General features: G+C 46.5%; 21 protein-coding genes. 10 read left to right on the top strand and 11 right to left on the bottom strand.

Translation table 11 applies throughout. The features are described 5' to 3' along the window. Positions 1-229: 229 nt before the first annotated feature. The 6 genes from JGK11_RS05910 to JGK11_RS05885 form a co-directional block, all read right to left on the bottom strand. Positions 230-2,563: a glycoside hydrolase family 31 protein gene (locus JGK11_RS05910; RefSeq protein ID WP_293210951.1), complete on the bottom strand. Its 2,334-nt coding sequence runs from the start codon at positions 2,561-2,563 to the stop codon at positions 230-232. A 124-nt stretch (positions 2,564-2,687) separates the two neighbouring features. Continuing rightward, a complete protein-coding gene (locus tag JGK11_RS05905; protein WP_293192071.1) occupies positions 2,688-3,263 on the bottom strand; it encodes a hypothetical protein in 576 nt (191 codons plus the stop codon). 315 nt (positions 3,264-3,578) lie between these two features. Further along, the gene (locus tag JGK11_RS05900) at positions 3,579-3,938 is read right to left on the bottom strand and encodes a DUF952 domain-containing protein (RefSeq protein WP_293176898.1); all 360 of its coding nucleotides are present in this window, start codon (positions 3,936-3,938) and stop codon (positions 3,579-3,581) included. 13 nt (positions 3,939-3,951) lie between these two features. Beyond that, positions 3,952-4,122, bottom strand: coding sequence for a hypothetical protein (locus JGK11_RS05895; RefSeq protein ID WP_293192069.1), 171 nt, complete (start codon positions 4,120-4,122; stop codon positions 3,952-3,954). Positions 4,123-4,246: 124 nt separating this feature from the next. Continuing rightward, positions 4,247-4,699 carry a cupin domain-containing protein gene (locus JGK11_RS05890; protein WP_293146325.1) on the bottom strand — a complete coding sequence of 151 codons (453 nt, stop codon included), beginning with the start codon at positions 4,697-4,699 and terminating at the stop codon, positions 4,247-4,249. 403 nt (positions 4,700-5,102) lie between these two features. Then, the gene (locus tag JGK11_RS05885; protein WP_293205528.1) at positions 5,103-5,873 is read right to left on the bottom strand and encodes an isochorismatase family cysteine hydrolase; all 771 of its coding nucleotides are present in this window, start codon (positions 5,871-5,873) and stop codon (positions 5,103-5,105) included. A 388-nt stretch (positions 5,874-6,261) separates the two neighbouring features. Here JGK11_RS05885 and JGK11_RS05880 point away from each other — a divergent pair, with 388 nt between their 5' ends. The 6 genes from JGK11_RS05880 (at position 6,262) to JGK11_RS05855 (ending at position 15,339) form a co-directional block, all read left to right on the top strand. Further along, positions 6,262-7,671, top strand: a complete 1,410-nt coding sequence (locus JGK11_RS05880; RefSeq protein ID WP_293176902.1) for an amidohydrolase — start codon at positions 6,262-6,264, stop codon at positions 7,669-7,671. A 165-nt stretch (positions 7,672-7,836) separates the two neighbouring features. Beyond that, the gene (locus JGK11_RS05875; protein WP_293210949.1) at positions 7,837-9,027 is read left to right on the top strand and encodes a glycoside hydrolase family 10 protein; all 1,191 of its coding nucleotides are present in this window, start codon (positions 7,837-7,839) and stop codon (positions 9,025-9,027) included. 155 nt (positions 9,028-9,182) lie between these two features. Continuing rightward, positions 9,183-9,866 (top strand): TIGR02117 family protein, encoded by a 684-nt coding sequence (locus tag JGK11_RS05870; RefSeq protein WP_293176906.1) that lies wholly within the window; start codon positions 9,183-9,185, stop codon positions 9,864-9,866. Between the two features lie 116 nt (positions 9,867-9,982). Continuing rightward, entirely contained in the window at positions 9,983-10,756 is a 774-nt protein-coding gene (gene hisA / locus JGK11_RS05865; protein ID WP_293210947.1) for a 1-(5-phosphoribosyl)-5-[(5-phosphoribosylamino)methylideneamino]imidazole-4-carboxamide isomerase, read from the top strand. Positions 10,757-10,858: 102 nt separating this feature from the next. Then, positions 10,859-12,268, top strand: coding sequence for a cation:proton antiporter (locus JGK11_RS05860; RefSeq protein ID WP_293210945.1), 1,410 nt, complete (start codon positions 10,859-10,861; stop codon positions 12,266-12,268). A 173-nt stretch (positions 12,269-12,441) separates the two neighbouring features. Continuing rightward, positions 12,442-15,339, top strand: a complete 2,898-nt coding sequence (locus tag JGK11_RS05855) for an S-layer family protein (RefSeq protein ID WP_293210943.1) — start codon at positions 12,442-12,444, stop codon at positions 15,337-15,339. A gap of 263 nt (positions 15,340-15,602) precedes the next feature. Here JGK11_RS05855 and JGK11_RS05850 read toward each other — a convergent pair whose 3' ends face one another. Further along, positions 15,603-17,777 (bottom strand): glutamine synthetase III, encoded by a 2,175-nt coding sequence (locus JGK11_RS05850; RefSeq protein ID WP_293192063.1) that lies wholly within the window; start codon positions 17,775-17,777, stop codon positions 15,603-15,605. Between the two features lie 820 nt (positions 17,778-18,597). Continuing rightward, complete coding sequence (locus tag JGK11_RS05845; protein WP_293176916.1) at positions 18,598-19,209, bottom strand: 2OG-Fe(II) oxygenase; 612 nt, start codon at positions 19,207-19,209, stop codon at positions 18,598-18,600. A 935-nt stretch (positions 19,210-20,144) separates the two neighbouring features. Here JGK11_RS05845 and JGK11_RS05840 point away from each other — a divergent pair. Continuing rightward, positions 20,145-21,263 carry an ankyrin repeat domain-containing protein gene (locus JGK11_RS05840; protein WP_293210941.1) on the top strand — a complete coding sequence of 373 codons (1,119 nt, stop codon included), beginning with the start codon at positions 20,145-20,147 and terminating at the stop codon, positions 21,261-21,263. A 256-nt stretch (positions 21,264-21,519) separates the two neighbouring features. On the opposite strand, the gene JGK11_RS05835 is transcribed toward JGK11_RS05840, so the two are convergent. After that, positions 21,520-22,785, bottom strand: coding sequence for a CCA tRNA nucleotidyltransferase (locus JGK11_RS05835; RefSeq protein ID WP_293176920.1), 1,266 nt, complete (start codon positions 22,783-22,785; stop codon positions 21,520-21,522). 108 nt (positions 22,786-22,893) lie between these two features. On the opposite strand from JGK11_RS05835, the gene JGK11_RS05830 reads away from it, so the two are divergent. Then, on the top strand, positions 22,894-23,142 hold the full coding sequence (locus tag JGK11_RS05830) for a Ycf34 family protein (protein WP_293146353.1): 249 nt from the start codon (positions 22,894-22,896) through the stop codon (positions 23,140-23,142). A gap of 132 nt (positions 23,143-23,274) precedes the next feature. On the opposite strand, the gene JGK11_RS05825 is transcribed toward JGK11_RS05830, so the two are convergent. After that, on the bottom strand, positions 23,275-23,421 hold the full coding sequence (locus tag JGK11_RS05825) for a hypothetical protein (protein ID WP_293176922.1): 147 nt from the start codon (positions 23,419-23,421) through the stop codon (positions 23,275-23,277). Between the two features lie 39 nt (positions 23,422-23,460). Between JGK11_RS05825 and JGK11_RS05820 the strand changes: the two genes are divergently transcribed. Next, positions 23,461-25,170 (top strand): serine/threonine-protein kinase, encoded by a 1,710-nt coding sequence (locus JGK11_RS05820; RefSeq protein WP_293176924.1) that lies wholly within the window; start codon positions 23,461-23,463, stop codon positions 25,168-25,170. A gap of 2 nt (positions 25,171-25,172) precedes the next feature. Continuing rightward, on the top strand, positions 25,173-25,832 hold the full coding sequence (tsaB, locus tag JGK11_RS05815) for a tRNA (adenosine(37)-N6)-threonylcarbamoyltransferase complex dimerization subunit type 1 TsaB (RefSeq protein WP_293176926.1): 660 nt from the start codon (positions 25,173-25,175) through the stop codon (positions 25,830-25,832). 173 nt (positions 25,833-26,005) lie between these two features. Here the strand turns inward: tsaB and JGK11_RS05810 are convergent, their stop codons facing one another. Next, positions 26,006-26,269 carry a hypothetical protein gene (locus tag JGK11_RS05810; protein WP_293176928.1) on the bottom strand — a complete coding sequence of 88 codons (264 nt, stop codon included), beginning with the start codon at positions 26,267-26,269 and terminating at the stop codon, positions 26,006-26,008. Positions 26,270-26,363: the final 94 nt, after the last annotated feature.

Genomic DNA, 26,363 nt, shown 5'->3' with positions numbered 1-26,363 from the left:
CATCAGCTCTTTTATGGCTTAGCGGGATATTGGGGCTACCAGTCAGAAACTGATAGGTGGTGTCTAGCCTTTATACAACGGAAAGTTCGCCCACCACGGCTACTCTTGTCATCTCCGGTTAGTTCGATCCTATCATGGATTCGCTATCGCTCAATTTCTTTGCTGCTCGTTTTCATCCCGTCACTCATCCTGTAAACGGATAGAGTGCGGGACTTCCCACTCGTATTAGTTAAAATATCAAACGCCGCACCGTGCCATCATCTGTAAATTGCTGTTCCCCAATCCCCACAACTTCGACAGTAATTTCGCGCTCCGAAATCGCAAATTCCCCCTCCCGCGCCGCAATTTCAACTATCATTTTTCGCCCTTCCAAATACACCTTGTAATTAGTCGTAGCCCAGACAGCTTGTTCGTACTCAAAACTGTGTCCATCGTCCTCATAAAGCGTCCATTCACCAGTTCCGGGCCAAATTCGCATTTTCAATGAATCGATCGCCCTTTCCTCAACAAATTGCCTCACAGGCGCTAACGCAATTATCCCCCCACCGCGCGCGTACAACGGCATTCTCTCCACAGGTGCATCAGCCAAAATGTGCGTCGGGCCCTGATAGCATTCGCCCGTCCACCAATCGTACCAAGTCCCCTCCGGCAAATACACGGCGCGATGCTCAACTCCCTGTCGGTAAACGGGTGCAGCCATCAGCGATGGGCCGAGCAATACTTGATCGTAAAGGTGATAAGTTGTACGATCGCGCGGAAAGTGATAAAGTAGCGGTCGCAAAATCGGTGTTCCCGCGATCGCAGCTTCCCAAAACAACGTGTAAATGTACGGCAATAACTGATAGCGTAAATTGATGTATTCGCGGCAAATCTGCTCAGTGCGATCGCCAAAAACCCACGGTTCATGTTGCGCTGTCGTCATCGCCGAATGACCGCGCATCAACGGATACAGCATCCCCATCTGCATCCACCGCGCGAACAATTCAGCCGTTGCATTCCCCGCAAAGCCGCCGATGTCGCAACCGACAAAGGCGACGCCGGAAAGCCCCATGTTGCAAAGCATTGGTAGCGACATTTCTAAGTGTTCCCACTGCGATTGATTGTCGCCCATCCACACGGAGGAGTAGCGCTGCACCCCCGCAAATCCCGATCGCGTCAACACAAAAGATCGATCGCCCCCTCGGACTTTTTGCAACCCTTCCGCACAAGCTTTCGCCATCATCAACCCGTACAAATTGTGGGTTTCGGCGTGAGTTGTGCGATCGAATTCCGGGCCCTGCGGTGCATCCAGCGGAAACCAAATGTGTTCGCCACCATCGCCAAAAGGTCGATCGGCGATCGCAGGTTCGTTCATGTCGTTCCAAATCCCCGCAACGCCCATATCTGTCAGGCTTTTGTGCAATTCGCCCCACCACTGGCGCACGTCGGGGCGCATGAAGTCGGGAAACACGGCTTTGTCGGGCCAAACGTAACCGTGGAAAAGCTTTCCGTCGGCGGTGCGGACGAAATAGTCGTTTTCCACACCGCGATCGAATATTGGATAATCTGCTTCCGGTTCGTACTTGACACCGGGATCGACAATCGTCACCACTTTAAAGCCCGCTGCTTTCAAATCTGCGATCAGTTTCGCCGGATCGGGGAAGCGCTTCGGGCTCCAAGTAAAAACGCGGTAGCCGCGCATATAGTCGATGTCGAGGTGGATGACATCGCAGGGAATGCTGCGATCGCGAAATTCCCGCGCCAACTCCCGCACAACGTCCTCGGATTCGTAGCTCCAGCGGCACTGGTGGTATCCCAGCGCCCATTTTGGCGGAATCGGCATCCGGCCGGTCAACTGCGTGTAGGTGGCGAGAATTTGGGCGGGTTCCGGGCCGTAAATGATGTAGTAGTCGAGTTCCGTGTCTCTGGTTTCCATCCGCAAAACCCCTGGTGTTTCCGCGCCGATGTCGAATTGACTCCAAAATGTGGTGTTGAAAAAGATGCCGTAAGCGCGATCGGGATTCAGGGCGATGTAAAATGCGATCGCCTGGTACATTTCATCTGTCTGCGAATTGTAGTCGAGGGAGTCTATCGTCCAGTTTGTCTTGACTTCGGAGAGTTTGTCGAGGAAGCCGGTGCGTTGGCCGAAACCGTAGAAGTGTTCGTCTGTTTCGATGCGCTTCCAGGCGGCGGTTGCACCTGTGCGCCATCCCATCGGGCGATCGCAGTCGCTAGCAAAGGGTTTTCCTGATTTGTCAAAGCATTCGATGGCAGGGCGATCGCGCTTGACAGAAATTGTTATTTGTGCTGTTTCAATTTCGATTTTTTCCGCTGTTTCTCGCACTTCAAAAGGTACAATTTGCCATTCTTCGTCGGGGAGAGTTACGGAGTGCGATCTATCTTTAAATTCACCTGTCGGGGACATTCGCACTCGAATTAAATTCGGCGCGAGGATGCTGATTTTGAGAGAGGAGTTGGTACAGTTGAAGTGAATTGTGCGATCGGTTTTGTCGATCGATTGTATAGAGCCAATAATTGACCAAGGCTGTTCGGTAGTTTGGAGTTTTCCGAAGTATTGCGGCATATACTATGACTCGAAATATTATAAATTGTCGTTTGATGAGTTAAGGGTTGTCATCTGGCAAAAGGAAGAAACAAGTAAATCAACCTCATCAAACATAAAACTCTCTCCCTGTTAAAAACCCGATCTACTTCCCAAATACTTGCAAAATCCTCTGCACTCCGTTCTTTTCTAGCCTCTCAAACTGCTGCCGTTCATCAGCATTAAAAACAGTTGTCACTTCTTTATCTGACATCTGTGCTTCCAACACTCCACGGTTGAAGAAAACAACTTCACCCGTACCAAAAAAGACGATCGCCCTTACCCGATCGCCTTTTAGCCAAAATCCCACTCCATCTCCCACTTCCACCAGGGCTTCCGATGCACTGACAATGGTTTTACCGCCATTGGTAGAACACATGATGTAGCTAATATTTTTGACGGTTTTTGTGGCTTTTTGACAGGGTTGAGCCTGAAGTTGTTTCAATTCTAGATCGTAATTTTCCCGATTCATGACAGGCTTAATTTGATTTAGCAAACAGCGATCGGGTATACCATCACCATCATCATCCATGCGGATGTCGTCCTGTTGTCCGTCGCGATCGCAATCAATCGCCGGCCCGATGATCTGTCTGCTGGGTTTCGCCGATTGTGCTAGTGCACCGCCACTGATGGCAGAGCTTAATAATAGCAGGGCGATCGGCAATAATTTGAAAAGCATCATATTGAAAAAATATCCTCGGTCAAATTTTAGCACCATGCTGTTTTAATAGCTTAATAATTTGCAGATTAGAAGATTTATCGGCAATACTTAGGAATGAGAATTAAATAACTTACAATTTTTATTGTTCTTGTGGGATGGGCGTCCCGCCCGTCACGAAAGGACGGGCGGGACGCCCATCCCACAAATATGTGTAAATTATTTAATTCGCGATCCTTAGATGCTATCTCTTCATTCATGTGCTCGATAACCACCAAAGTAATATCATCAAACACCTTGACTAATAAGTGATGTTTGTTGAAGTATCTTCACAGGATACTAAGCTTGTTCGTTGATAGTTGCTGTTAACTCTGCCGGCAATTCAAACTTGCCATCGGCACCGGGTTCAAACTCAAAAACTTGCAACACAGCATCCACATTTAGCGGCCCGTAAATGTGCGGGTAATCCTCACCGGCGGCAAATTCATACTTAAGTTCAGATTCTATTTTTTCCGAGTCAATCCACAGCAGCAGCAATCCTGTTTGTCCTACAAAAAATTTATTGGCAGATTTCAAAACTTGCGGCAGAGTCGAACAGTGGATAAATCCTTCTGTATCTAGCGTATCTCCGCGATAGGATTGCACTTGTTTTGCTTCTTCCCACTGTTGGCTGCGGGTGATGTGAAAGATAACGCTCATAGTTTGATGGATTTTAAGTGCGATCGCCAATTGGCAGTAAAATCTGAGAAGGACAACTCCCGCCACAACTTACTGTCAGCGTCATAATTTTAGCATCAATTAACCGCGCTGCACCCGAAGGCGCGCCAGTTCCCGGATTCACGTCATAAGCTGGAAAACAAGCGGCACTCAAACTCAGGCGCATTGAATTGTGAAACTGGCATATTGGCCGTTCCTAGCTATTTTTGCAAGAGGTATACTGAAGTCCGAACGATCTAACTTAGCGCGTTTAGCTGTTTATTTTGCGGACTGAAGTCCTCACTACAAACCTAGCACGGCACGAGTACATCCGACCGCCCGAGAACCCTCATATCTTCCTCATCGAGTTCGACTGGTGTACCGCTGCGAATTAGTTCCACAAAATCCTCGTTCGGCACCATAATGCACAAAGTGTAAAGACGTTCGCTGCCCGTATTTTCAATGACGTGAGTGCCAGTTGGAGGCACTAACAAACTATCACCAGGTTTAATACTAACTGTTTTGCCGTCGCAAGTCGCTTGCCCTCTTCCTTTGAGTACAAAAAACATTTCTACCGCAAATTGATGGCGGTTGGGAGGAGTTTTTCCGCCCGGATCGAAAATCTCGATGCAAACAGTTAATGAGGCATTCGCGGTTGCCGGATCGAAAACTATGGCTAATCTATTAGTATCCCCCGGGCTGATGCGAAATGCTTGGTAGTCTTGAGGCGATTTCATCACCGGAATCATGCACTGGTTTGTCATTTTTTTATTCTTAGTTGTGAGTTGTTATAGCTGAAGGAAGAAGGAAGAGGGAAGAGAGAAGAGGGAAGCAGAACCCAGGATTTTAGCAATTAAGAACTTCCTAACCGTCTCGGACGGTTGCTATATGTTTCGGGTGCATCTCAATGAATGCAAATATACTCGTAGGGGCGAAGCATTTCGGCAGTAAATCTCTGATTCTCACTCATAAATTATGTGCCGAAATGCTTCGCCCTTGCCAAAATGAGATGCACCCTATGTTTCTGCTGTCATTAGTGAGCATTCAGAGTCATTAGTCCGTGGCTCAACCTCCCCAGTTTATTGCTAATGACCAATGACTAATGACCAATGACCAATGACCAATAACCAATGACTAATAACTAATGACTAATGACTAATTCCCTAGTTATTTAATTGCTTCTAACATAGCCTGAGAATCAGACAAAAACCCAAAACATTGTTTAACGTTATAAAGAGTAGCCTGCCAGCAATACTCTGGAGATGTGGTAGCTGTACAATCTTTGACTAAAATGCAGTCGTAGTTTAGAAAACAAGCATCTTGTAGGGTAGCCATGACACATTGATCGGCGTTGACTCCGCCAAAGAAAAGTGTAGTTCTTCCCAGGTTCCGTAGGATACTATCTAAAGGAGTATCCCAAAAGGCACTCATGCGATATTTATCAATGCAAATATCCTCTGGTTTCTGTTCTAATTCATCAACAACCGCGGCCGCCCAACTCCCCGCCATCAAAACAGATGCGCCGTTTTTGGGTAGCGGATCTCCCAAACCTACGCCCTCGCCCGTGGGATTGTAAACGTGGCGCGAAGCTGCGCTAATATTGAGCAAATCGGGGCGGTTTCCCCAGTTTATCCAAATAATGGGTACTGCGTGCGATCGCAATTTTGGCAGCAAATTTTGCAAAGGATTAATTGGAGTGCGCGCAGGTGTTACATCGACGCCGACGTGTGATAGCCAACCGTCGGGGTGACAGAAATCGTTTTGCATATCTATCACTAGCATCGCTGCTTTTGCTAAGTCCAATCGCAGGGTTTTCGTTTCTGTTTCTAGGGTAACAGGTTGAGGCGCGATCGGCGATCGGGTGATGTCGGCAATTTTAGCATCAACTTTCCAAGCATTTGGCGCAACGCCCAAGGTGCGGAGGCTATCTGGATTCATATTAGATTGCGACTGAAAAACCACTTCAATTTTATAACTCTTTGATTGTTGCTAACTTGCGATATCTTAAATCTTTGCTAAGATTAAGTCTCAGTATCAAACGTAACTGTTTCGATCTACTTGATGCTTTATTGAAATTAACCAAATTTAGGCAAAAAGTTTCTAGTTTCCAGGCTATTTTATCGTTCCCAGCCATAGCCTGGAAATTCCTTGCAGGAGGCTCTACCTCCAGTAAACCACAGGCGAGGCTCTTTCTCGCTTATATGCATTACCAGCCATAGCCTGGGAACGAGATTAAACGATATTTAAAAGGCTGAGAACGAGATAAAAGAAGATGATCTAGTCCTAAAATAGAAAGAGATGTGAATTCACCAGAAAGGGTAAATATATGAGTTTTACAATCCAAAATGCTTTGATTCCGGTTGAGAGTGGTTATGAAACCGCAGACGTGCAAGTGGCCGATAATTGCATAAGTGCGATCGCCCAAAATTTAGCTCCTACAGAAACAGCAATCGATGGCAAAAATAAGCTGCTGCTGCCCGGTTTTGTCAACGCGCACACGCACTCTTCTGAAATGTGGCAGCGCGGGATTATTCCGCCTTTACCGCTGGAGTTGTGGATTGGCGAACTGTACGATTTCACGCCTCTCGATCCGGAACAAGTTTACTTGAGTGCCTTGGGAACTGCGGTAGAAACATTGCTCTCGGGCGGTACAAGTGTAGTCGATCATTTAGTTTTGATTCCGGGGCAAGAATTAGAGACAATTGCTGCGGCAGTTCGCGCTTATCAAGAAATCGGCATCCGCGCTTTTATCGGGCCGTTAATTCAAGATGAATCCCTGACAGCGGGAATGCCTGCGGGCGAGAGTGGCATCGAGCACGCGGCTTACATTCGCTCGACAAATGCAACTTTGGAACTCATGGAAGCAGCTATCAAACAGTTTCACTATCCAGAAAAAGGTGTTAATATATTGCTGGCACCGACGGGAATTCAACTGTGTTCTGATGCTTTGTTTGAAGGCTGCATCGATTTGGGCGATCGCTACAATCTTTGCCTGCACGCCCACCTCTTAGAAACGCCCGCTCAAAAACAGTTAGCTCGCGAAAAATACGGCTGTAGCGCTGTCGAACATTTGCAACAAATCGGTTATTTAAGTCCGCGCACTTCCTTAGCGCACTGCGTGTGGCTGGACGATGCCGACATTGCAATTATGGCAGAAACTCAATCGACTGTTGTACACAATCCCCTCAGCAACCTGCGCTTAGGAAGCGGGATTGCACCGATTTTGAAATACCGCCAAGCTGGAGTAAACGTATCTTTTGGCTGCGACGGCGCCGCTAGCAACGACTCTCAAGATTTGCTGGAAGCGATTAAAATGGGTTCAATTCTGCACAATATTACGGATTTGGATTACCGCCACTGGATTACACCGCGCCAGTCTGTAGAAATGGCATCGCTGGGGGGAGCAAAAGGCTTGAATCTCGGCGATGAAATTGGTTCGCTAACTGTCGGCAAAAAAGCGGATTTGGTGCTGTACGATTTAACCAGTTTATCATTGTTGCCGCGCACCGATCCGATTGGTTTGCTAATTTTGGGACGCCCGACAAATACGGTAGATAGCGTTTGGGTAAACGGCAAACAAATTGTCGCTGAAGGTAAGGTGAAAACCATTGATGTTGATGGTTTGAGGCGGCAATTATTCGATCGCAGCGAGTGGAGTAGCAAGCGCCAATCGCCGATGGTGGGCGAGATTGAATCGCACTACCGCCAAGTGATGAAATTGCCACTCGGCGGTTGAAACCGCGACTAGACAGACAAAACCCGAGGAGGCGGGTTGAAGAAAGACTCGGCGGTTGAAACCGCGACTATACAGACAAAACCCGCCTCCGCGGGTTCAAGAAAGTCAGGTTTGCAGTGCGAACGTTACAGTATGATATTAGATTGTGGTGTTTGCGAAAAATTGATGATTAAACTGCACAAATGGCGGCGGATACTGGCTTTAATAGTTGTTTTTGCGATCGCCCTTACCTCCGCCGCAATTTTCTCCCCCCGAATGGAAGCTCAAACTGCACCCAAAACCCCAACCACCGAATTGCGCGGCATCTGGCTGACTAATATTGACAGCGACGTTATTTTCTCCCGCAACAACATCATTGACGCTGTAAATCGACTGGACAAACTCAACTTTAACACCATTTATCCTACGGTTTGGCAAGGAGGCTATACGCTTTATCCCAGCGCTGTAGCCAAACGAGTATTCGGAAAGTCGATCGACCCATCACCAGGATTGCAAGACCGAGACATTCTCAAAGAAATTATAGCACAATCCCACAAAAAAAGTATAGCAGTAATCCCGTGGTTTGAGTTTGGTTTCATGGCTCCCGCCGAATCGGAATTAGCCAGACTTCACCCTGACTGGCTGGCGACGCGACGCGACGGTTCAACTATTTGGAAAGAAGGCACGCACGATCGAGTTTGGCTGAATCCTTTTCATCCGGAAGTTCAGAAATTTATCTTAGATTTAATCTTAGAAATCGTCGATAATTACGATCTAGATGGCATTCAATTTGACGACCATTTCGGTTTGCCCGTAGAGTTTGGCTACGAGCCGCAAACAGTGTTAATGTATGAAAAACAAATCAAAAGTCCTCCCTCCAATGACGCCCGCGAAACCTTCTGGATCCGCTGGCGCGCCGACAAAATCAACGACTTCATGGGGCGAATTTCCCGCGCCATCAAATCCCGCAAACAAAAATGTATTATTAGTTTATCTCCCAATCCCTTGCACTTTGCTTTACCCGCCCACTTGCAGGACTGGTTTACCTGGGAAAGACGCGGTTACATCGAAGAACTTATAGTACAGGTGTATCGCAGCGATATCAAGCGTTTTAATGCCGAACTGGAACGGGAAGAAGTCAAACTCGCCAAAAAGCACATTCCAACTGCGATCGGTATTTTAACAGGTTTGAAAAACAGTTCTATTCCGCTGTCACAAATTCAAGAGCAAGTGCAAGCAGTCCGAAAGAGAAATTTTGCAGGGGTTTCCTTCTTTTTCTATGAAAGCTTGTCAAATTGGGCCAGCGAAACTCCCGAACAGCGAAATTCTGCCCTGCAAGAATTCTTTCCCACAAAGATGCAACGCCCGCCTGTTTAAAACCGTTCGTAGTGAGGACTTCAGTCCTTCTTCTTCTTCGTTCGTAGTGAGGACTTCAGTCCTTCTTCTTCTTCGTTCGTAGTGAGGACTTCAGTCCTTCTTCTTAAGATTATTAAGGACTAAAGTCCTCACTACGAACCTTGAAAATAGATATAATGTTTAACACTAAATTAATTTACCGCATTTGTATTCTTAATTTATGTCTGATTGCTATCCTTGCTGCAATCGGCTACCTGACTCCCCGAAAGTGGGAACAATCCTCGCAAAAAAATTGCACAGTTAGCGTACAAGTTTCTAACCAAGGCATCCACACCGAAATCATCGTTCCAGTTAAAAATCAATACTTTGACTGGAATCAATATTTACCAATTACACAAATAGGACGAGAGGCAAATTATGATTATAAATATTTGTCTTTTGGCTGGGGAGATCGAGCTTTTATGCTGGAAAGTCCCACCTCAGCAACCATCAACCCAGTTATAGCTTTCAATGCTCTATTTCTCCCTACTCCGTCTACCCTCCACGTTCAAGGTTATCGAGTTTTTCCTCAAGATATAGAAACCAAATGTGTTAAAATTAGTGGGAAAAATTATCGGAGGCTGGTAAATTTCCTTAAAAATACATTCCAATTAGACGCAGCAGGTAATAAAATAAAAATCAGCTACGGCTACTACAACACTGACAGTTTTTATGAAGCAAAAGGCAGTTACTCTATTTTGAGAACTTGCAATGACTGGACGGCTGAAGCTTTGCGAGAAGCTGAGATTGATACTCCTTTGTGGTCAACTCTATCGTCATCGATTATGTTTCATTTAAATAGCGGTTGTGAAGGTATTTAAACAGTTGACAGTTGACAGTTGACAGTTGACAGCAGTCAATTACCAATTCCCAATTCCCAATTCCCAATTCCCAATTCCCAATTCCCAATTCCCCAATTCCCCAATTCCCAAATATTATGAATGTAATTCCAGCGATCGACCTTTTGGACGGAAAATGCGTCAGACTCTATCAGGGAGACTACGCCAAGTCCCAAACTTTTAACGAAAATCCCGTCGAAGTCGCCAGACAGTGGGTAAATGAAGGCGCCACAATGCTGCATTTGGTAGACCTCGATGGGGCAAAAGCAGGTCATCCTGTAAACTTAGCAGCCATTGAGGCGATCGTCCGCGCAGTAGACGTTCCCTGTCAATTAGGAGGCGGAATGCGCGATCGCCCTTCTGTCGCGGCAATTCTCAAATTAGGCGTTCAGCGCGCCATTCTCGGCACTGTCGCCGTCGAACAACCGCAATTAGTCGGTGAATTGTGTGCCGAATTTCCAGGTCAAATTCTCGTCGGAATCGATGCCAGAAACGGTAAAGTTGCTACCAGAGGCTGGCTGGAAACTTCCGAAGTTTTAGCGACAGAATTGGCGCAAAAAATGGCAGAATTAGGGGCGGCTGAAATTATTTACACCGACATTCACCGCGACGGCACCATGGAAGGGCCGAATTTGGAATCTTTGCGGGAAATTGCTAGCGCCATCTCGATTCCGGTGATTGCTTCCGGCGGCGTCAGTTCGATCGCAGATTTGTTAAGTTTGTTGGCTTTGGAACCAATTGGTGTCAAAAGTGCGATCGTTGGTAGAGCAATTTATACCGGCGATATCTTGCTAAAAGAAGCCATTCAAGCCGTTGGACAAGGGCGGTGGCAGGATGTACCACCAGATTTGGGTTCTTCCACCTTTGCATGATATTCTGAATCGGCAAAACCATCCTTAACAAAACCGGAACCTTTGAGTTTGTCTGCGTCCGGAACTATCTGATTTGAATGTCTTTCTTATCATCATCATACCATGTTTTTGAACCCTACAATTACAGCTTTCAGTTCAGGGATAGCATCGCTAATTGCTCCCATACCTTTGCTAGCAACAGTCGATCCCGAAAATTCGCCGATCGTCCTCAGCGGAGTTTTGCTCAGTTTAGTAGTGATTTATATCGCCAGTAAATTAGGCGCAGAAGTAGCGAGAAACTTCGATTTACCGCCCGTATTGGGTGAATTGGTAGCAGGGGTAATTGTCGGGGTGTCTGCTTTACACCTGATCGTTTTTTCCGAAAGCGGGCTGTCAGCTTCAGACTCCGGGATTATGAGTGTTCTACAATCGCTCAACCATCTATCCCCTGCCGCCCTTACCAGTGTCTTTGAATCGCAGAGTGAAATCATTTCTGTGCTGGGCGAATTAGGCGTAATTATTCTGCTGTTTGAAATTGGCTTAGAGTCCGATCTCAATCAACTAAAACAAGTCGGAGTTCAAGCCGTCGTTGTCGCCTGTGTAGGCGTGGCTGTTCCCTTTGCCGCAGGTACTGTTGGCTTGATGGTAATTTTCCACACTCCAGCAATTCCGGCAATTTTTGCAGGTGCGGCTTTGACAGCAACCAGCATCGGAATTACCTCGAAAGTGTTGTCTGATTTAGGACAACTGACATCTAAAGAAGGTCAAATTATTGTCGGTGCGGCAGTGATTGATGATGTGCTGGGAATTATTGTCCTAGCTGTTGTCGCTAGCTTAGCTAAAACTGGTGAAATTGATGTTGTTAATGTCATCTATTTGATTGTCAGCGCCACTGTATTTCTGTTAGGTTCGATTCTGTTGGGCGGTGTCTTCGACAAAACCTTCTCGGCGGTGGTGGGCCAACTCAAAACTCGCGGCAATATTATTATCCCGGCCTTTATTTTCGCCTTATTCATGGCATTTCTGGGCAACGCAATTCATCTGGAAGCGATTTTGGGTGCGTTTGCGGCTGGTTTGGTGTTGGATAAAAGCGATGCGCGCACAGAGTTGGATGAATTGGTGAAACCCATCTCAGATGTCATTGTCCCCATCTTTTTTGTGACAGTGGGAGCTAGGGCCGATTTGCGAGTTTTGAACCCAGCAGTGCCGGATAATCGGGCGGGCCTTTTGATTGCGGCTTTCTTGATTGTGGTGGCGATTATTGGCAAAATTGTTACAGGTTGGGTGGTGTTTGGTGTGCCCGGAATCAATCGATTGGCGATCGGAGTTGGGATGATTCCTCGGGGCGAAGTCGGTTTGGTTTTTGCCGGAATTGGTTCGGCGAGTGGGGTGTTGGATAAGCCGTTGGAAGTCTCGATTATTATCATGGTGATTCTGACGACTTTCTTGGCTCCGCCTTTTCTGCGGATTGCTTTTGGCGATTCAGTAGTACCTCCTGGTACGGGGGAACCCGCGAGCAAACAAATCGTTTGATTTAGGGGAATTTGAGTTCAGGGCGATCGGCTGATTGAAAAATACAATTAGACATCTGGTATAATTCTTGTGCAACAGGCCGGAAAGCCTGTTCGAGATTAGTTTTTCGCCAGATATCTAATGTCGATCGTCCAATTTTATTCAGCAGCGTAACTTCTAAGAGAGGTTAAACAATGCCCCGCCTATCTTCTACTCTATTTTTTGCTTTCTTATTGCTATTTCCCACTGCCACAATTGCTCAAATCATCCCCGATCGCACTTTAGCAACTGAAAACTCCCGCACAGTCTCCGACAGCATCAATAACCTACCATCAGACCGCATAGAAGGCGGTGCAAGTCGCGGTTCTAGCTTATTTCACAGTTTCCGCGAATTCAACGTCGGTGAAGGTAGAGGCGCATATTTTGCCAATCCTAACGGCATTGCTAACATTTTTACCCGCGTCACAGGTAGCAATTCTTCCAATATTTTAGGAACATTAGGAGTACAAGGAAACGCCAACTTATTCTTACTCAATCCGAAAGGAATTATCTTCGGCCCCAATGCTCGATTAGATTTACGCGGCTCATTTATCGGTTCAACCGCTGATAGTATTGTTTTTAATAACGGCTTTGAATTTAGCAGCGCGAACCCCAGCGCCGTGCCGTTATTAGCGATTAATATTCCTGTGGGCTTGAGATTTCGAGACAATCCCGGTACAATTGTCAACACTTCCCAAGCAATTGGCCCAACACCAAGCTTACCACCACTACCGATAGAGGTTCCTGTTTCTAACAAACTTGGTTTAGCCGTAGACCCCGGTCAAACTTTAGCCTTAATTGGTGGAGACATTCAACTAAACGGCGGCAATTTAACAGCTTATACCGGACAAATATTATTAGGAAGTGTGAAAACTCCAGGTTTAGTGCAATTTGAACCAACAGCTTTAGGTCTGAATTTAAACTACAGCAATATTCAGAACTTTGGCAACATTGAAATGAACGGTGCATTGATAAATACCAGCGGATTAGGCGGTGGAAAAATTGACATCAGAGGTTCTAATGTCACCGTCAGTAGTTCAGGAATTTATAGCCTAACACTCGGAAATCTTGATGGCAGAAGTATTGATATTAATGCCCAAAACTTGCGAGTAGATAAAGGGTCGCAAATTCTCAGCGCCACACTCGGAGATGGGAAGGGGAACAATTTAAACATCCACGCTACTGACTCAGTAGAAATGAGCGGGCTGGGAATTGAAGGCTATCAGCGGGTTTATAGCCAATATCTAGCCTCTGGAGCGTTCAACCCTTTTGACCCGCAAATTATGCTGAGTGCTGGTACTGCTGGTAGTGGAGCCGCTGGAAATATTAACATTGACACTCCTCGGCTGCTGCTGCGCGATGGGGCACTGGGCGGTACCAGTACCTTTACTGCTGCAAATGCCGGAAATCTGAATATCCGTGCTAACACCGTCGAATTGATCGGTTCAGTGCTCAACAGCGGCACAACTCGTGGAAGTACCGGCCAAGGCGGAAGTATCACTGTTGACGCACAACGGTTAATCATGCGCGATGGAGCCAGTCTGATCGGCATCAGCCGTAGTGATGGAGCATCGGGGAATATCGCGATTAAAACGAATGAATCTGTAGAATTGTCGGGGAGTCTGGGTGGAGGTACGGGGCAAACTACTCTGGCTACTAGCTCTTTCGATGGAAAGGGGAAAGCTGGGGATATTACGATCGACACTAAGCGGCTGACTGTTTCTAATGGAGCTGTAATTACTTTATCGACGGGTACGATTATTGGTGAAAATGTGTTTTCTACCGGTGGGGGGCCAGGAGGAACTTTAACTATCAGAGCTTCAGACTCGATCGAAGTGAGCGGCGTGTCTGGAGTTTTGACAGGGGGGAATGCGGGCTTCGCACCGAGTGTTCTTGGCACTCAAACTACAAGCTCTGGTAGAGGTGGAGATATCCGCCTTTCTACACCCAGGCTCACTCTGCGGGATGGGGGCATTATTACTGCGGGTTCTTTGAGTGCAGCAGATGCGGGAGATATTACGATTAATGCCGATCGCACAGAAGTCCAAGGCAGTGGGAATAACGGTCGGTTCAGCAGTAGAATTGAGGCTTCGGCTGGCAGGGCGTTTAGTTTTGTCAATCCCAACGCTACGGGGAATGCGGGCTCGTTGAATCTGAATGTTAATCAATTGATTATTAGGGATGGGGCAACGGTCAATGTGGCAAGTATTGGATCGGGACGCGCTGGCAATATCAACGTTGTTGCTGATGCGATCGCCCTGGATAACAAAGCCAGCATTGATGGTACAACCGTATCTGGTACTGGGGCAAATATTAATCTGCGATCGCGAGACATCCAGTTGCGGCGCGGCAGCAGAATTACCACCGATGCAGGTAATTCTGATGGCGGCAACATCAGAATTAATAGCGATATTTTGTTAGCCCTCCCGCGTGAAAATAGTGATATTACAGCCAATGCTCGCACAGCCAGGGGCGGACAAGTTGCGGTGAATGTCCCGAATATATTTGGTTTTACGAGCATTAATCGCGAAGCAGCTAGAAGCACTTTAGGATTGACTGATGCTGAATTTGCTAACTTACAAGTGAATCCAACTTCTTTAATTCCCACTAGCGACATCGCGGCTATTTCGCAACAGGCTGGCCCGGCTTTGCAAGGGGCAGTAACGTTTAGCACTTCTGGTGTCAATCCGGCTCAAGGATTGGTAGAATTGCCACAAAATGTTATCTCTCCAGAGGCGTTAATTGTAGCTAATCCTTGCACTCAAGGGGCGGGAAGTGAGTTTACTATTACTGGTAAAGGAGGAATACCTGCGAACCCAAATGATTTGCTCAGCAGCGATTCTACCCTGTTTAGTTGGGTGGAACCGGCCGTCGGTAGCAGTCAGAATCTACAGGGTACAAAAGCAGAAATAGAAATTCAGCCCCAGCCAGTGATTCCCGCTCAAGGTTGGGTGATAAATGCTGATGGACAAGTAACGCTTGTAGCATACAATCAAATGGCTCAAGTTCCGCAGCGATCGAAGCCTGCTTTGCCTGTTTGCCGGGAGCGCTGAAATCCGGTTGATAGCAACTGTAGGGCGTTGATTAAAATAAAGTTTTTAACCATAACATCAAAGGAGACGGCAGTGCCGTGTCCCTACCCCAAAATAATATTGTAGGGACACGGCATTGCCGTGTCCCCACAAATCTCACCAGAAATTAACCAGGTTTGCGATTAAGCACAAGTGCATTGAAATTGTATAGTCAAGTTTAAGAAAAGTCTTGTGGGGTGGGCCAGAAAGCCCGCCCCAAAAATACAATTTAGATGCCCAACAGCTTACTTAACAAACAGCATTTCTTGATAAGTAGGAAGCGGCCACAAATCATCAGCCACTTCAGCTTCCAAAGCATCAGCATACTGACGAACCTCATCCATCAAAGGACGAATGGTTTGCGAAGCATACTGCATATGCTCTTCAGTTGTAGCAAAATCGTGCTTGCTCAAAGCATCACTCAACTTGCTCGCAGTATCCATCATCGACTTAACCAGCGTCGCGACTTGTTGAGCAGTTGCCTTTTCTAATTCAATGCCAATCTCTTTCAAGCCAGCAATTGTGTTAGAAAGATCCGACAAATATCTCACCGCTGCCGGATAAATCATTGTTTTGGAAATGCTGCCGACCAATTTTGCTTCGACTTCAATAGCCAGTATATACTGCTCTGCATACACATCAAAACGGCTTTCCAATTCAACCGGAGTGAGAACACCTGTCTTTTCAAACAAGTCCTCAATGTATTCTGCCTTCAATACGGGCAAAGCATCAGCGGTAGTCCGCAAGTTAGCTAAACCGCGTTCTTCAACGGCCATTTTGTGCCATTCTTCAGAATAGCCGTTGCCGCCAAATACCACAGCGCCGTGCTCGTCCATCACTTCTTTCAAGAGTGTTTGGATGGCAGCATTCAAGTCAGTTCCGTTGGTCAAAGCGCTTTCTAATTTGTTAGCAACCCAGTCCAAAGAATCTGCAAGAATTGTATTCATCGCGACCAGCGGGCCGGAAACAGATTGACCCGAACCTACTGCGCGGAATTCAAAGCGGTTTCCAGTAAAGGCAAAGGGCGAAGTCCGGTTTCTGTCGCCGGCATCTTTGACGAAAACAGGCAGTGTTTCTACGCCTAAATTCATGATTCCGCGACCTTGGGAATCCTTAATACCCCCCTTGCTAATTTGATCGAAGATATCTTCTAATTGGGATCCCAAATAGACAGAGATAATTGCTGGCGGAGCTTCATTGGCGCCCAAGCGGTGGTCGTTGCTAGCAGTTGCAACTACGGCGCGCAACAAGGGGCCGTATTTGTGAACGCCGCGAATTACAGCGCCGCAGAAAACTAGGAACTGTATGTTGGAGTGTGGTGTATCGCCTGGATCTAATAAGTTGCCTTGGGTGGCGTTACCGACTGACCAGTTGACGTGTTTGCCGGAACCGTTGATTCCTGCGAAAGGCTTCTCGTGCAGCAAGCACATAAAACCATGTTTCTTCGCGGTGTTGCGGAGAATTGTCATGGTTAATTGTTGGTGGTCACTGGCGACGTTTGCTGCTTCAAAAAAGGGTGCAATTTCAAACTGGCCTGGTGCTACTTCGTTGTGGCGAGTTTTGGCAGGAATTCCCAGGCGGTACATTCTTTCTTCTACTTCTTGCATAAAGACTTGAACGCGCTCTGGAATTGCTCCAAAATAGTGGTCATCAAATTGCTGACCTTTGGCAGGAGGCTTGCCAAACAGGGTGCGACCTGCTAATAACAAATCGGGGCGGCTGTTGGCGAAGTTGGAATCGATCAGGAAGTATTCTTGCTCGGCACCGCAACTGGAATTTACGGGAGCGACTTCGGTATTTCCTAGCAGTTTTAAGACTCTGGTTGCTGCTTTGTTCATGGCAGCAATGGAGCGCAAAAGCGGGGTTTTCTTGTCTAGGGCTTCACCTGTCCAGGAGATGAAAACAGTGGGAATGCACAATGTCATGCCGTTGTCTGTTTCCATGACATAGGCGGGGCTGGTGACATCCCAGGCTGTGTATCCGCGAGCTGCTGCGGTGGAGCGAATGCCACCGTTGGGGAAGGATGAACCGTCGGGTTCGCCTTGTACTAGCAGTTTACCTGCAAATTCTGAGATGACGGAGCCGTCGCTTTGGACGGAGATGAAACCGTCGTGTTTTTCGGCGGTGCTATTTGTTAGTGGATAGAATACGTGGGCGTAGTAGAGGGCTCCTTTGGAAATAGCCCAATCTTTCATTGCTACTGCAACTACATCGGCTACGGAAGGATCGAGTGTTGTACCTGTTTGAATGGTATTTTTGACTGATTTAAAAATGCTTTTGGGCAGGCTTTCTTGCATTTTGCTCAGACTAAACACGTCTGTTGCCCACATTTCTTCTAACCGCTTGGGAGGCTTTGCAGGAGTTATTTGGCGGTTGACGATTTGAGAAATTGCTTGAATGCGCGATTCGTTTCCACTCATGGTTATTTTTATGCGAATTAAGGACGAGTAGCTGTGAAAAAATATAGGTTAGTGCAATTCTAACCGTTGACGAATATGTTGGATTTACCAACATTTTTAGTCTGACCTAACTTTTTGGAGAATGCCTTGTTTGGCTGGCTCTCAAAGATTGGAGGAGCGAGGCGGAATCTCTTCGCCGTCGGTGTTGGTGAGAATCCGGTGTTCCATAGATGCGGTTGGATTTCGATTATTAGCAAGCAAATAGATGACTGGAGACTGTACTAATTTGAGTCAACATCGTAGATGTCGGCGCTGCACAGATTTGCTGGCTAATTTTCACCCTGGTAAGCTCAAAAATTTTGTGCGAGTTAATTCCTATGAATTCTGGTCAAAACTACTTATGGTTTTTAATGGTTCGACGATCGATAAATCGCTGTCCACCAAACAACGCACTTGTTTAGGGTTTTGGGGAATTATGGAGAGTACACAATCTACACTTGGAAATTGTAAACAATCATTAAGAAAATAAATGTATCGTAGGCTACAAAAATTTAGTTTTTTTGGCGAAGGGGCGATCGCCCGATCGCACATAACGGCAGAATTTGAGTTGTAGGGTGTGTCAGCAGCGGGTTATTTTGTCAATAATTGAGAGTTCAAAGCTGACGCACCCTACTAGCTACTAGCTCATTTCATGTCCGTTGAATTGCGCGCGAGCTAATTTTGTCGCGTGGTGGGGGCGGGTTTATGAGATTGTTGGTTTGAGCCATAAATTGTTGGTTAACCCGCCCCTACAAGCATTTTGATTCATTCACTGGATCAGATATCAATTATCGAATAAACTTCACTTATTCTTTGCTTTCGCGGCCCGAGACTCGATTGTAAATCCGGGAATATCTTGTAATTCTGTGGCGCTCAAACTGTACTGTTCGCAAACCAAACTTAAGCGAGTCCCGCTACTTTTTACGGCGTTGACTGAGTGTGTCAAATCTCCTTGAAAATAGATCAGTGAATTGACTTGTGGCTTAATCTGTCCGACTTGCTGTTTGTTGCGCCGGAGTATCAATTCTCCGCCTTGCAAATTTGGGGGAACTTGTACGTACAAAACGCTGACGGCGGCGGGAGGTTCAACCGTTTTGCAGTACGATCGCAAAGATCGATCGATATGCGGATCGACGCGGGAACCTTCGCCCAGAAGCAGGGGATTGAGGTAAAAAGCGTTGCATTCCGGCTGTAATGCTTGGTCTAGATAGGGTTTGAACAACGGGAATCGGCGCTCGACTTCGGCGATTTGAGCGCGCCCAAATACCACGGAAAAGCCTTTTGTGCCGATGAAATCGCGGTTGAGGTTGTTGGTTGCAAAGTAAGGTGAGGCGAGAATTGCTCCTCGTAAGTCGTTGAGATAGTCGATCGAGAAAGCGTTAGGATGTTGGCTGTAGTATTTCAAGGCGCTCAAAAATCATCAAACTATTCGGTAAGTGAGAAACTCAGAGTCTTTAGACCTGAGAGGGAAACAACCCGGGCGGTTTCAACCGCCTTGAATCTTTCTTGCCATTACCGCCTTGGAGTTGCTTGGTTTGGTGTACTTTTGTAATGCACTTTCAACGGGACAGTTACCGTTTCAAACCTTGCAACCCTGTACGCATAATGTTTGCTCTTGTGGAGCCTCCCTTGCGGGGTAATGTTCGCCTCGCCAATGTTATAAGGGCTTGTTGGGCTAGCAGCACTGTTTCAGTGACCTTAAAACTGTTTAACCACTAGCGACAGAGCAGGAGACTGGCGTCGCATCCACAGGGTGTCGTGACCCAAATAACGTAGTCAGTGAAGACTTAGGCTGGTCAGAATGGCTTACTTGATTTCTCTTGCAAGCCCAATCTCTTTAGAGTTGGGTTCCTGACCAAAGTTTAACGGAAACAGCGGATAGGAATGCAGCAATTGCTCAGACTTGGGAAAAGCTTAGTTCCTCGCCGAGGATATGCGGAAGTTTCGTAACTCAGTAGTAACACGAAGGGAACAACCAGCACAAGCTCCAACGGGAATTCCCGGGCTTTGCTGGATGAATGTTTTTTCCTGAGTTGTTGTAAATTGTCGATCGAGAACGACCATTACAACTCTAGTCTAGCTTGCAGTAAATTTTGCCGATCGTCCAAAAGTCGCTCTATCTGGCGTCACCATGCTGCTCAAAGATTTGCAGGTGCGATCGCGATCGTTGTTTGCTAATTCCCAAAGTGCGATCGACCGACATAGGTTAAAAGTTATATAGCAATCCTAAATCATTTGTAAATTTCTTACTCCCTCCCCTTAATAAGGGGAGGGTTGGGGTGGGGTAAAAAACTTTACGACTCATTTAGCACTGCTATAGTCGATCGCATAAGCTACCTTAAGATAATTATGCGTTTCTTTCGTTTTGGCTGTCTTGGTATTTTAGGCTTGTTAATTATCCTCTCCGTTGCCCCCCGACAAATTATGAAATTGGGTATTCGCACGGCCGAATTTAGTCCTGATGGCAAATATTCGATCGCGATTCTCAGATATCCGATGCTGTTTTCTATGCCCGGTGGAGGAAGTGATGCCCCCTGCGATGTATTTCTGTTGGATGCGGCTGGAAAAGAGTTGAATAGTACAAGTGTTGACATGGTGCAACTTGTGTCTGTGAGTTGGCAGGGCGATCGGGTGAGAATTGGGGATATGTTAGATGAATGGGAATTGCCGAAAATAGATAATATCAACATTTTGCTGTTTAGTGCTGCTTACACGGGCGATCGCGCAGCAGTCGAAAAGCTCTTGGCAAAAAATGCAGATATCCATTTCAAGACTTATTTAAACCAAACACTGTTACACGCGGCTGCTTTTGGCCCAAATCAGGCAATTGTACAGTTGTTTCTCCAAAAAGGATTGGATGTAAGGGATTTCGACAAATCAGGACAAACGCCCCTGCACGCGGCGGCTGCTGGACGGGGTAGCGGGGCGATCGACCTTTTAATCGCCAGCGGTGCAGACATGGAGGCGATCGATCGCAGCGAATACGGACAAACAGCACTCAACATCGCAGCAGAAAGCGGCAATTCTCAAGCAATGAAAGCCTTGATCGAGCGAGGCGCCAAGGTGAATGATAACACCTTTTTTTCTGTAATCAATAGGTTTGAGTCTGAAAAAACGAAGCAAGAGATAATTGAATTACTTCTCAAGAATAAAGCCCAAGTACCATCAGGTTTACTGTACAGCGCTGTCTCCCATCGAAATATTGAGCTTGTAAAATTATTGATCGATCGCGGTGCTGATGTCAACGCTCCAGATCCCTACGATAATACTACTCTGTTGATGAGAATTGTGCAATCCAATACTGGTATCTCTCCGCAATTAAAACCTGCATTAGTGAAGTTATTTCTTTCAAAAGGTGCAGATGTGAACGCTCGAAATAAAAATGGTGCAACTGCCTTAAGTATTGCTTACAAATCATCAACTCCGGAGATTGTTAAGTTACTCAAACAGCACGGAGCTCAAAGATAAATCGGCGGTTTAAACTTATCCTCAACAAACTAGGCTGGCTCAGGGATAAACGAGGTTTGAAAGTCGTATTTTGTATGCGGTAGTCAGAGGGCTAAAGCCCAACAACGTACCTCATACCTCATCTTTAATCTGCCGAGGCGAATTTAGGAGTCAACGAGGTTTCAAAGTCGTATTTTGTATGCGGCAGTCAGAGGGCTAAAGCCCAACAACGTACCTAATCTTTCTGATAACCGCTATACATTTTAGGGATTTGTATTTATATCAAATCTGGCTGTACCGCAACAAAGTCTGACGCCAATTTCAGGGCATCTTCGCGAGTCGCAATTCTCCCTTCCACCCGCGCTAATTGAATCTCCATTAACAATTGACCGATGCGTGGACTTCTGGGAATATTCAAAGATTCCATTAACTCATTGCCGCTCACTAATTGTGTGGGATGGGCGACTATATCACCGACATCGAGATAGCGATTAATTAACAGTGCAATCTCCTCAACCGCAATTCCCGCTGCCATGGCTAAAACTGCTAAAATTGGAAATACTATTCCCACGTCGCGAAACAAGAAATACTGTTCTCGTAAGGACATTTCTGCAATCGGTTGTGCTTGAAGTTGTGGCAAATATTTCAAAAGCTCGATCGCACTTTTAATCTCTGCATTGCTGTACTTCAACCGCAGCAACTCGGTTTCAGCGATTGTCGGGTCGGAATTTGCCAAAACAGCCAACTTCCCGATCGCCAACAACGGCGTTTTAATTGTATCTCGAATCGATCGCCCAAACTCTCTCTCCAACTCCGGGTAAATTGCCGCCAAATCAGCAGCACACGAGTCAATTTTTGTCAAGATATCGAAACGGTCGATCGCACTTTCAAACCAAATCGAAAACAACCCATCTTCGCAACCCTTACAAATCCAAGGAACACCGTTATTATTGCTCAACAAATAACCCAATTCTGTCCGCACCCGTTCCACCGCCACCCGACTCAACAACGGCGCCAATTCCCGAATCGCCTGCAAAGTTTCCGGTTCGATCGCAAAACCCAACTGTGCTGCTTGGCGGTAAGCTCTTAATAACCTCAGCGGATCGTCCTCTAAATTCGATCGCGAAATCATCCGCAGCAAACCCAACCGCAAATCAGTTTGACCGTCCAAAGGATCGATGATTTCTCCGGTAAAAGGATTGCAGGCGATCGCATTTATCCGAAAATCGCGGCGGTGCAAATCCTCCTCCAGACTCCCCCCGAAAGCCTGTGCAAAATCCACCGTACCGCCCGCAAACACCACCCGCGCAATCTGTCGTTCCGCATCCAACAACACAAATCCGCCTTTCGTGCGATCGGCAATTTTTCTAGCAGTTTTCACTGCCCGTGCTAACATAACGAAATCCAAATCAAAATAGTGCGATCGGCGGCCCAGCAGCGCATCCCGCACCGCGCCGCCCACCAAATAAACAGGCGGTGTCAGCAGTTCCAAATCGAACGGCCAAGTCTCAGGAGATAACGCAGGTGGCAAATTCATCGGCATCGCAACAAAAATCTACTTTCCTTACAAACAATAAAACTCTTGCTACGCTAGATTAACAGAAAGCTCAAAATTCACCAATCTTTTTGAAATGCACAGAGGATATCAAGAATGTGTATTTGTATTAACTGCCACTATGTAGACCGCTGCTTCACATACCACGCCGTAGAAGGACAGCACGAACAAATCCACCTCACCGAAACACCCGATTTCGACCCCGTAGAACCCACCATCAACGTCAACATCCGCCCCCGTCAAGACGAAGTAGAAATGGAATGGGATGTAGTCGGGTGTCAAAGTTTCAAACAAGAGACCGGCAAATGGGCAAAATTGCGGCCGGGCGAACTCGTCCCGACTTGAGTCAGTTGACAGTTGACAGTTGACAGTTGACAGTTGACAGTTGTTAGTTGTTAGTTATTAGTTATTAGTTGTTAGTAGACCGTAGACATTTGACCTGTGGTAGGGGCAGTGCCCCCGTGCCCGCCCTCTTCGTTAACAGTTGGTATTTTTTAGTTCCAATTCCCGATGTCCGATGTCCGATGCCCGATGCCCAATTCCCAATTCCCAATTCCCAATTCCCGATGTCCGATGTCCGATGCCCGATGCCCAATTCCCAATTCCCAATTCCCAATTCCCCATTCCTAAATCTAAAATCTAAAATCCAAAATCTAAAATCCAATGTCCTATTGCTTAAACCCAACTTGTCAGAATCCGCAAAACCCCGGTGATGCAGAATTTTGCCAAAGTTGCGGCTCAAAATTGTTGTTAACTAACGAACAATCGCCATCAGCATCTCGCTACCGTACCATAAAGCCGATCGCGCAAGGAGGCTTCGGCAGAACTTTCCTAGCAGTTGATGAAACCAAACCCCAGACTTTTGGGCAGTGCGTCATCAAGCAATTTTTCCCGCAAAACACCGCAGCCGAAAAAGCCGCCCAACTCTTCCACCAAGAAGCAGCCCAGCTAGAAACCTTGGGAAAACATCCCCAAATTCCCGAATTAATCGCGCATTTTGAACAAGAGGGAAGACAATATTTAGTACAAGAATTTATAGACGGCAAAAATTTAGCTCAAGAATTAGAACAAAAAGGAGCATTCACCGAAACCCAAATTCGACAAATCCTCAACGATTTATTGCCCGTAATCCACTTCGTTCACAAATCCAAAGTTATTCACCGCGATATCAAACCAGAAAATATCATTCGCCGCCGCCTATCTCCCGCCCCTTTACCCGCCTTAGAAAATTCCTATCAACCCTCTCCTTTCCAAAAAGATATAGTTTTAGTAGACTTTGGTGCAGCAAAGAAAGTAACAGCAACCGGATTGCCACAAACTGGTACAATTATCGGCAGCGCTGCTTATACAGCCCCAGAACAATTGATGGGAAAAGCAGTTTTTGCTAGCGATATCTACAGTTTGGGTGTTACTTGCATTCACTTGCTGACTCACATTCCTCCCTTCGACTTGTTCGAGGGCGCCGAAGATTCCTGGGCTTGGCGCAATTATTTGAAGAGTGCTGTTAGCGACGATTTCGGCCGCATCCTCGACACGATGCTCCAAAGTGCCACCAACCGGCGCTACAATTCAGCATCCGCAGTCATCCGGCAGTTGAACCCCAAGCCGGTCTATTTAGACGCGCAGCCCGTGCTGGATGCGCCGGAAACAAGCGCAGAATCGAAGCCTGCACTGGCCCCGGCACCTGCGCTTTTGGGTCGGGAACAGCAAGCCGAAATTCAGCAAGCTTTACAAGAGGCGATCGCCCCGTACAATGTTACAATCCAAATCAGTCAAGCCAAGCAAAAGCTCAATATCGTCATCAACAGAACCGAAGACAATCCCGTTCACTATCCCCACTTATCCCAAATAATTGCCACCAAACTCACCGCTTTGCAGTTAAATAAAGTCACAGCCATTAAGCTGTTGGGAAGAGTAAACAATTCTCGCGTCCCCGAGTGGAAGGAAGTATTGCAAATCGATCCCAAAATTCAATTAAAAAACAAACTCCTGCGGCTGCAACACAATCAATTAGCCAAGAAAATCGCCCCAGTTGTTACCCAAGAATTTTGGCTTCCGAAGTTGAAAACTCAGGATTTCTGGCTCGATTCGCTCATGTTTGCTTTAGTTTGGTTTATCTTTGGCTCTCAAATAGTCATTTTTAATTCTTGGTTCGCGCTTATAGTTGCATCCGGTTTTATGGTTGTCAAACATCAAGTTTCTCAAGACAAAGAATTTGCGAACAAGAATTTATTTGCAAGTTTGGTAGTGCTGTTTTTGATAACTGGTGGCATGGGCAATTCAAGGATTTTAAACACGGGAATATTTGGCATTCTATTGGGTTGCTTGGTTGTGGCATTGCCGCTGTTTTTTGTGAAGGAAAATTATCAGTAATCGTGAATAGCAATCCCCAAGACGGAACATTAGTTAAAAAATACGGCTTAGCGTTGCACACCTCAACACCCGAATTAGGTTTAGCAATCAGCAATTTTTCCGGCGATAATCGCTGCCAAACTTGGAATTTGGGCCGCAGTTTAGCAACGGATTTACACCAGTATTTAGTAGAGTTTATCGCGCCGCAAACTTGGGCAGATTTGGCTTTTATTGCAGTAGCAAAGGGGCCCGGAGGTTTTACGGGGACTCGCATGGGTATGGTGACGGCGCGGACTTTGGCTCAACAGTTGAATATTCCGGTTTTTACTATTTCAACTTTGGCGGCTGTTGCTTATGATATCAGTAAAAAATCTATGTCAACTCAGGATATTGCGCTGCAAATGCCTGCACAGCGGGGGCAATTGTTTGGGGCTGTTTATGCAGTTAACAGTAATTCTGGTGTAACTGAGTTGTTTTCAGATGCGGTAATGACCGCGGAGTCTTGGCAGGAAAAGCTCGAAAGTAGGGAAAATTCCTATCAGTTGATTGAAGTTGGCAGCGAGTTGGGTGCGTCGGTTTCTGGCGTCTTGGATTTGGCTTATTTGGAGTGGAAACAAGGAAGTCGCCCTGATTGGTGGGATGCTTTGCCTTATTACGGGCAACATCCCGTGCAGGGACACTGAATCTAGGGAATAGGACATTGGGAATAGGGAATAGGGAATTGGGCATTATTTCGTTTCAGTTAAATCAACTTGTAGAGTGCGTTTTTTCCGACTGTTTGCCCGATGCCCGATGCCCTCTTTGGCCGATGCCCGTAAATGATTTATAAGCAATTAAGCAGACTTGATATCGTTGTTTATTTAAGGGCGATACAAAGTTCGAGGCAAAATGTTAATGTCAGCGCATCTGGGTTTTCGGTTCGCAATTGGTCGATTTCATCAGGATTGCAGCCGCGAGATTCCATAAAATCGAGCATCCAGCTAGTTAGCGCATCAATATCAATGTATTTTGCTCCGAGACATTCGGAGCAAGTTTCTCCGTTGACAGTACCTGTGCCACCGCACTCAGGGCAATCCCAGTGGGTGTTTATCGGATTGGACTCGATTAGGCTGTTGTTCATTTTAGGCAAAAGTACGCGTGCGCGTAGCTATCGGGCTCTTAATCGCACTACAAGCTCAGTTTAGCAATTGGTTGGGGAAATTCCGAACAAAATT

It is taken from the genome of Microcoleus sp. PH2017_34_RAT_O_A (genome assembly GCF_020737885.1).
Classification (GTDB): Bacteria; Cyanobacteriota; Cyanobacteriia; order Cyanobacteriales; family Microcoleaceae; genus Microcoleus.
This window is presented reverse-complemented; position numbering and strand designations above follow the sequence as displayed.

Coding starts and splice junctions, on each gene's coding strand:
- JGK11_RS05810 (WP_293176928.1), bottom strand. CDS start 26,269: ATGAACAACAGCCTAATCGAGTCCAATCCGATAAACACCCACTGGGAT.
- JGK11_RS05885 (WP_293205528.1), bottom strand. CDS start 5,873: ATGAATCCAGATAGCCTCCGCACCTTGGGCGTTGCGCCAAATGCTTGG.
- JGK11_RS05900 (WP_293176898.1), bottom strand. CDS start 3,938: ATGAGCGTTATCTTTCACATCACCCGCAGCCAACAGTGGGAAGAAGCA.
- JGK11_RS05825 (WP_293176922.1), bottom strand. CDS start 23,421: ATGGGGAATTGGGAATTGGGAATTGGGAATTGGGCATCGGGCATCGGA.
- JGK11_RS05890 (WP_293146325.1), bottom strand. CDS start 4,699: ATGACAAACCAGTGCATGATTCCGGTGATGAAATCGCCTCAAGACTAC.
- JGK11_RS05905 (WP_293192071.1), bottom strand. CDS start 3,263: ATGATGCTTTTCAAATTATTGCCGATCGCCCTGCTATTATTAAGCTCT.
- JGK11_RS05830 (WP_293146353.1), top strand. CDS start 22,894: ATGTGTATTTGTATTAACTGCCACTATGTAGACCGCTGCTTCACATAC.
- JGK11_RS05835 (WP_293176920.1), bottom strand. CDS start 22,785: ATGCCGATGAATTTGCCACCTGCGTTATCTCCTGAGACTTGGCCGTTC.
- JGK11_RS05860 (WP_293210945.1), top strand. CDS start 10,859: ATGTTTTTGAACCCTACAATTACAGCTTTCAGTTCAGGGATAGCATCG.
- JGK11_RS05875 (WP_293210949.1), top strand. CDS start 7,837: ATGATTAAACTGCACAAATGGCGGCGGATACTGGCTTTAATAGTTGTT.
- JGK11_RS05840 (WP_293210941.1), top strand. CDS start 20,145: ATGCGTTTCTTTCGTTTTGGCTGTCTTGGTATTTTAGGCTTGTTAATT.
- JGK11_RS05895 (WP_293192069.1), bottom strand. CDS start 4,122: ATGCGCCTGAGTTTGAGTGCCGCTTGTTTTCCAGCTTATGACGTGAAT.
- JGK11_RS05880 (WP_293176902.1), top strand. CDS start 6,262: ATGAGTTTTACAATCCAAAATGCTTTGATTCCGGTTGAGAGTGGTTAT.
- hisA (WP_293210947.1), top strand. CDS start 9,983: ATGAATGTAATTCCAGCGATCGACCTTTTGGACGGAAAATGCGTCAGA.
- JGK11_RS05910 (WP_293210951.1), bottom strand. CDS start 2,563: ATGCCGCAATACTTCGGAAAACTCCAAACTACCGAACAGCCTTGGTCA.
- JGK11_RS05855 (WP_293210943.1), top strand. CDS start 12,442: ATGCCCCGCCTATCTTCTACTCTATTTTTTGCTTTCTTATTGCTATTT.
- JGK11_RS05870 (WP_293176906.1), top strand. CDS start 9,183: ATGTTTAACACTAAATTAATTTACCGCATTTGTATTCTTAATTTATGT.
- JGK11_RS05850 (WP_293192063.1), bottom strand. CDS start 17,777: ATGAGTGGAAACGAATCGCGCATTCAAGCAATTTCTCAAATCGTCAAC.
- JGK11_RS05820 (WP_293176924.1), top strand. CDS start 23,461: ATGTCCTATTGCTTAAACCCAACTTGTCAGAATCCGCAAAACCCCGGT.